Origin of the sequence: Dietzia cercidiphylli (genome assembly GCF_039531545.1) — a bacterium.
GTDB lineage: Bacteria > Actinomycetota > Actinomycetes > Mycobacteriales > Mycobacteriaceae > Dietzia > Dietzia natronolimnaea.
In genome coordinates this window covers 22418-28417 of sequence record NZ_BAAAQG010000020.1, presented here as the reverse complement: position 1 = coordinate 28417, position 6000 = coordinate 22418, and the positions used below count along the sequence as shown (strand labels likewise).

At 67.5% G+C, this 6000-nt stretch carries 5 protein-coding genes and 3 pseudogenes; 3 read left to right on the top strand and 5 right to left on the bottom strand.

The annotated features are described in order from the left end of the window. Positions 1 to 301: 301 nt before the first annotated feature. Positions 302 to 1216, top strand: coding sequence for a LysR family transcriptional regulator (locus tag ABD250_RS15510; RefSeq protein WP_182659187.1), 915 nt, complete (start codon positions 302 to 304; stop codon positions 1214 to 1216). A gap of 31 nt (positions 1217 to 1247) precedes the next feature. On the opposite strand, the gene ABD250_RS15505 is transcribed toward ABD250_RS15510, so the two are convergent. After that, positions 1248 to 2039, bottom strand: a complete 792-nt coding sequence (locus ABD250_RS15505; protein ID WP_241730765.1) for an IclR family transcriptional regulator — start codon at positions 2037 to 2039, stop codon at positions 1248 to 1250. 63 nt (positions 2040 to 2102) lie between these two features. Then, positions 2103 to 2753, bottom strand: a pseudogene (phtC, locus tag ABD250_RS18105) (3,4-dihydroxyphthalate decarboxylase); the annotation flags it as partial. Between the two features lie 174 nt (positions 2754 to 2927). On the opposite strand from phtC, the gene ABD250_RS15490 reads away from it, so the two are divergent. Then, complete coding sequence (locus ABD250_RS15490) at positions 2928 to 3704, top strand: 2-keto-4-pentenoate hydratase (RefSeq protein WP_182659188.1); 777 nt, start codon at positions 2928 to 2930, stop codon at positions 3702 to 3704. 38 nt (positions 3705 to 3742) lie between these two features. Here ABD250_RS15490 and ABD250_RS15485 read toward each other — a convergent pair. Next, positions 3743 to 4012, bottom strand: a pseudogene (locus ABD250_RS15485) (transposase); the annotation flags it as partial. Between the two features lie 146 nt (positions 4013 to 4158). Here ABD250_RS15485 and ABD250_RS15480 point away from each other — a divergent pair. Continuing rightward, positions 4159 to 4410, top strand: a pseudogene (locus ABD250_RS15480) (IS21 family transposase); the annotation flags it as partial. A gap of 134 nt (positions 4411 to 4544) precedes the next feature. Here ABD250_RS15480 and ABD250_RS15475 read toward each other — a convergent pair. Then, positions 4545 to 4847, bottom strand: a complete 303-nt coding sequence (locus ABD250_RS15475) for a helix-turn-helix domain-containing protein (RefSeq protein WP_344393180.1) — start codon at positions 4845 to 4847, stop codon at positions 4545 to 4547. A 35-nt stretch (positions 4848 to 4882) separates the two neighbouring features. Then, on the bottom strand, positions 4883 to 5893 hold the full coding sequence (locus ABD250_RS15470) for a tyrosine-type recombinase/integrase (protein WP_344393174.1): 1011 nt from the start codon (positions 5891 to 5893) through the stop codon (positions 4883 to 4885). Between the last annotated feature and the right edge of the window lie 107 nt (positions 5894 to 6000).

The following is a 6000-nucleotide window of genomic DNA, read 5'->3' as shown; positions in this document are numbered from 1 at the left end:
TTTGGCGGCCTGCGGGATCGGGACGATTCCTTGCTGGACGTGCCAGCGGAGCAGAACCTGCGCCGGAGTCTTTGCTGTCCGTTGCGCGATCTGCACCACGATAGGGTGGTCACGAAGTCCCGATTCGCGACCAATAGGGCTCCAGGCCACGGTTCCTCCACCAGACTCCGACATCCAATTCTCCTCAAGGTAGGACGGCTTTCTGCATTGCAGTACACCTGAGAGAGTATGACCCTCATCACAGTCTGTCTACGGGCTATTTTGGGATCGAGCTATTCACTGGTGAAACTAGGAGCCGTGCGTGGAGCTGCGTCAACTCAGGTATCTCGTTGCGGTGGCCCGCGAGGGGTCGTTCCTTCGCGCCGCCGCCACCCTCGACGTGCCGCAGCCCTCGCTATGGCGTTCGATCAAGGCGCTGGAGGCGGAGCTGGGCATCGCCCTCTTCAAGAGGTCCGGCCGCGGAGTACAGCTCACCGGTGCCGGGAATCAATTGCTGCCCCGCGCCCATTACCTGCTGAATCGAGCGGAGTCGGTCTCCCAGTTTGCCCACGAACTCGCTCGCGGTCGAGCGGGCGTCGTCACGGTGGCCTGCGCATATCCGCACGTGCCACGGTTCCTCGCGCCCCTGATCGGCACCTTCCGGTCGGCGCATCCCGCTATCCACGTCGCCGTCCACGAGTACCCGGGCCTGCCCGCGATCGAACAGGTGCTTAACGGGGACGTCGATCTCGCGACGGGCCTCGGGCAGGCCGACCAGCGTCTTGCGGGCCACCAGCTCGGCGACGTGCGGCTGGCGGTGGTGACCTCCGACGACCACCCGTGGCGGGGCCGGAGACACGTCTCGGTCGCTGAATTGCGTGGCCAGCCGGTGCTCACCGGGCCCGCCGATAGCCTCACCCGGCGCCTGCTGGAGCCGGCGCTGCGGGCAGGGGGCTTCGGGCTCGACATCACGTCGGAGAGCGTCAACGCCACCACAATCGTTGCGCTCGCCCGGGCAGGGCTGGGCGTGGCCGTCATCGCCGACGACAACCTCAGTGCCGACGACTCGGCCAGATGGCCAGTGCTGGTCGACGAGCACACCCCGATGAGCGCCCCGCTGTGGATCTACTGGTCACGCGAAGGAGGCATCGCCCCGGCGGTACGGTCCTTCGTGCGCCACGTCCAGGGGACCGGCAACCGGCTGGACCGGGACGGCGGGCAGCCCAGTCCAGCCTGAGGTCCAGCCGACCTCGGACTGACCACGCCGATCAGAGCAGGAGATGGTCGATCTCCTCCGCCGCAGCTACCAGCCGAGTGAGGATGTCCTGCTCGGTCGCCGAGCTCATGCGACTGAGCGGCAGCGAGGCGTTGACAGCCAACCGCGGAGAGCGGGTCGAGGCCAGTGCGACGGCGAGGGAGGCGACACTCTCCTCGCTCTCCTCCTTGCTCGACGCGAACCCCCGGGAACGGATCGTGCGCACCGCGTCGAGAAGCTCAGTCCGGGTGCCTAGCGAATGCGGGGTGAGCTGGATGAGCCGCTCGTCGGGATAAAGCAGATGCAGCTCATCGTCAGTCAGCATGGCCAACAGCGCCTTGCCGGTGGAAGTGCAATGGGCGGGCATGCTGCGCCCCAGCCGGTTGGCCACTCGTAGGGCCCGATCACTCTCGATGGAATCGATAAAGTGGACCTCGTTCCCCTCGAGCCGGCCCAGGTGCACCGTCTCCCCCAGATCGTTGTTGAGCCGCTCGAGCACCGGGCGTGCCCGGTCCCGGGCGTCGAGTCGGCGCAGCAGACCGAAGGCCAGCGAGTCCAGGGTCGGCCCCGGGACGTAACTGCGCGTCGTGGCATCCTGCTGGACGTAGCCGCGGTACTGGAGGATGGCAAGCAGCCGGTGGGCAGTGGACGATGCCACCCCCAGGTACTTGCTGACGTCCGTCAGCCGCAGGCTGTGGTGCTCCCCCAGCAGCACCACCCGGAGTGCGTTGTCCACCGACTCGATCGGGTACTGCGGCGCCGAGCCAAACTCCGGTGCCGACGGCAGGTTCGACATCGCTCGCATGGGTCTGAGGCTACGGGGTGTCTGCTGTGCAGGGACCGACGCCGAGGACCTGCGCTCCGGCGGTCACCCCATCTTGGCGACTTCATGCCGCCACGCCACGCCCTCGTTGAAGCCCGGTCCGAGGTCGGGCAGCGCCGCCAAGTCCTCGTCCGGCAGATCCGCCTGCGCCCCTCCCGCAGCGGCGATCTGAAGGGACAGCCGGGCCAGAGAGTCCACGCTGATCGCCCGCAGGACCGCTTCCTGGGCCGATCCACCGCTGAGTCAAGCCGTGCCCGCGGAGCACGACGACCGGCCGCTTACCCATGGCCGCCGCCATCTCCAAGGCCAGGCCACGGTTCCGAACGAGCACGCCACGCCGGTAGACGGGCACCCCGCCGGCGGCCAGCTTGGCGCCCGGGATGTCGAACGCACCGACGATGGGGCGGATCGCGAGGCTAGCCAGGTCTGCTGCGACTACCGCCCGCGGGTGCACGTGGACGACTGAGGCGGCCTCCGGCCGGGAACGCAGCACCTCCACATGCAGCGGCAATTCGGTCGGTGGAGACCATCCATCGAGCTCGCCCGGAGCTCCAGGGGCGCCGCCCGGGTCAACGAGGTGGACGTCGGCGGCCGTCGTCCAGGCCATGCCCCACTCCTGAGGGCCGCGGTAGCGAATCAACAAGCGTCCTCGTCGATCCGCAGGCTGACGCGGAATCCCGCCGTCACACCGCTGGCATGCTAGACGTTAGATACGCGCTGTGAGCCCGTGGCTCACCGGGAAGAAGCTAGGGCTGCCTCGCTGCGGCCTTCGGCACCCACCCGCTCGCGGCTCCACACCCGCTGACCCACCGCCTCGCAGATAGGTCACCTGATGTCCCCGCCTGCCGACAAATTAAGGACTGAGCCAGCATGACCACGACGGACACCCTCCACCAGGCCGATCTCCGCCTGGCCGAGGCGTTGCAGACCGGACGCCCTTGCGGCCCGGTCCGAGACCTGATCGGCGAGGACCTCGCCGACGCCTATGCCGTGCAAGAACTCGGCATCCAGCGACGCGTGGAAGCCGGGGCCCGTCGGGTCGGACGAAAGGTGGGACTGACCTCCCCCGCCGTCCAGAAACAACTGGGGGTGGACCAGCCCGACTTCGGGGTACTGCTCGATCAGATGCACGTCACCGGCGATGGAGTCGTGTCAGGGCCCACCTTGATCGCCCCGCGAATCGAGGCCGAGATCGCCTTCGTGCTGGCCGAAGACATCGACGATCCGGACCCCCAGCTCGTGCGGCGGGCAGTGGGCCACCTCACCCCGGCCCTCGAGATCGTCGACAGCCGAATCCAGGACTGGAACATCACCATCACCGACACCATCGCCGATAACGCCTCCAGCGGTCTCTACGTCCTGGGCTCGGCGCAGTCCTCGCTGTCGGAGTTCACCCCGGCCGAAGCCCTGATGACGCTGACCATCAATAATCGGATTGTCTCCCGCGGGACCGGTGCGGACTGCCTGGGAGACCCGCTTAACGCGCTGGTGTGGGTCGCCCAGACCGCCGCCAGACTGGGGCGCCCACTGCGCGCTGGTGAAGTCGTCCTCTCCGGGGCCCTGGGGCCAATGATCCCCTTCCGTCCCGGAGAGCACGTCAGGGCCACCGTCGCCGGTCTCGGCATCGTCGACGCAGTCCTAAACTGAACTGCCCAGATTTTCGGCTCTCCTGACATACCTGTGGATCATTGCCGGCCGGGGAGGTCGGTCCGGTGACCGCCGAGGTTGAGCATTGCCAGGGCGATCAAGGCCTGTGGTGAGCTGAACCCGTACGCCATCCTTGTGATGAGTCGGATCTTGGTGTTGGTGGACCCGACCAGGCCGTTGGAGAGGTTGTGCTCGATCGCGGCAAGGATCTTGTCCTTGTGTTTCAAGATCCGTTTCTGCAGTGCCACGAACGCTGGGATGCGGCAACGACGAGCCCAGCCAATCCACCCATCGAGGGCTTCGGCTGCTGCCGGGGGCTTTGACCACGCGGGACCAGAACGCCTCGATCGCCGCCGGGGTGGGCGGCAGTGTCGCACTGTAGGGGCGAGAGCGCCGCACCACAGGGGCCGGCCCGGTTGCGGGGGCCAGGTCCAGGCCCGGCAGCGGAACATCCACGGCCTCTATTCCGGGGCCGGCTTCAGTGGCGGTGCGCAACCCGCAGATGGTGGCGTTCGCCCGCCACTATGGGGTCGCCGTGCTCACGTGCGAGCCCGCGGACCCTGCCTCCAAGGGTGGCAGCGAGTCCACGGTCAAGGTCGCCAAAGCCGACCTGGTGCCCAAAGACACCAACTTGCGTAGCGAGTATTCCTCGTTCGCCGAGCTGGAGCAGGCCTGCGAGCAGCAGCTGGGGCAGGTCCCGCGTCGGCGGGTGGCCTGTTGGTAGCAGCGGCGGCAGACGAAGCCCTCGGGCCAGCGCACGCCGCGATGCTGGTGATCGTCGTGGCACCGTGTGCAGTGGTACTTCGATGTGTCAGCCATGTGCTCGCCGCCGCGGATTGTCTAGGCCGGTGGGCCGGGTCGGTGGATGTGAGCCCGCTTCGGTCGCAGCGGACCATCAGCTGCGGGGGAGATGTCCGTGGCCGTGGCGGTGCGTCGTGAGGGGGCGGTGTCGACGCGGAAGTCGCAGAGGTCCTCGACGCTGCAGTCCAGGACGTGGCACAGGGCGCCGAGTAGGGCCAGGGGCAGCCGGTCCGGGGTGCGTCCGAGGAGGCGGTAGAGCTGGGAGGCGGAGAGTTCGATGCCGACGTCGTGCAGCGGGGTGATCAGGTCAGACAGGTTGTGCATGTCTCGGTCGGACATGATCTGGCGTAGTCGTCACTGGTAGGCGATCCGGTGCTTCATGTCCTGTTGGTCCTTTCGGGCAGGTGGCCGGCTGCGGCGCGTAGCGCGGCGGCCACGACGCGGCTGCGGTAGTCGGGGGAGACGAAGGTGTAGAGCGAGGTGGTCGAGGCGTACTCGTGTCCGACCTGTTCTTGGATGAAGCGGGTGTCGTAGCCGGACTCGACCAACAAGGTGACGTAGCTGCGGCGCAGGGAGTGGAAGTCCAGTCCGGGGTCGGTCAGGCCGGCGGTGTCACAGAGCTCGGCGAAACTGTGGGACAGTGCCCCGTTCGAGATCCGATCGGATCGCTCGGTCGGAAACAATGCGGTCCCGGCGGCCCGGTCAAAGCCCGTGCGTCCCTGGTCGATCCACTGCTCGAGGCAGTCGATCACCCACGCGGTCTCTGGGACGGTGAGGACGCCGCGCCGTTTGGCAGGGGATCCTTTGCCGGGCTTGCCGTAGCGGACGTAGCAGACCCCGAACTGGCCGAACTGCCGTGCCCGCGGGTTTGGTCCGAAGTCGGTCAGGTCCAGCATGCGCACTTCGCCCCGGCGCAGGCCCCAGGCGTAGGCGACCTTGGTGATCGTCGCGGTTCGCAGCGCCACCATCGCTCCTTTTGCGCCGACCTCGTAGCGGTGGGTGACCTGGCCGTCCGCGGTGTCGCACAGGTCCTGCAACTCGTCGGTGCTGTGCGCCCGTTTGCGCGGGTCGCCGGGGCCCTCGTGTGCGTGGCGGGCCGAGTTGGCTTCGGTGATGATCTGTATGGGATGTGTGGCGAACCGGTCCTGGCATTGTTGGGGCCACTCGTAAGCCGGGTCGAGCAGGTAGTCCATGAAATGGCGCAGCGCACCCTGGTAGCTCAGGATCGTGCTGTGGGCGAGACGGTGGATCCCGCGCAGTTCGGTGATCCAGTCATCGGCCATCACGGGCGTCCAGGCCCACGGGCCGTCGACCTCGCAAAAGTCCTGGAACCGCCGGATCGTTGCTACCTGCGCTGAGATGGTGCCGGCAGAGAGGTTCCGTGCCATTTATTGGTGAGACCAGCCGGTGACCATCGCCTCGAACACCGCGGTTACCGGCCGCAAGACAGCGATACCGTCGGCCAGCTGCAGCCGCGCCGATCCCGGAGGAAGAT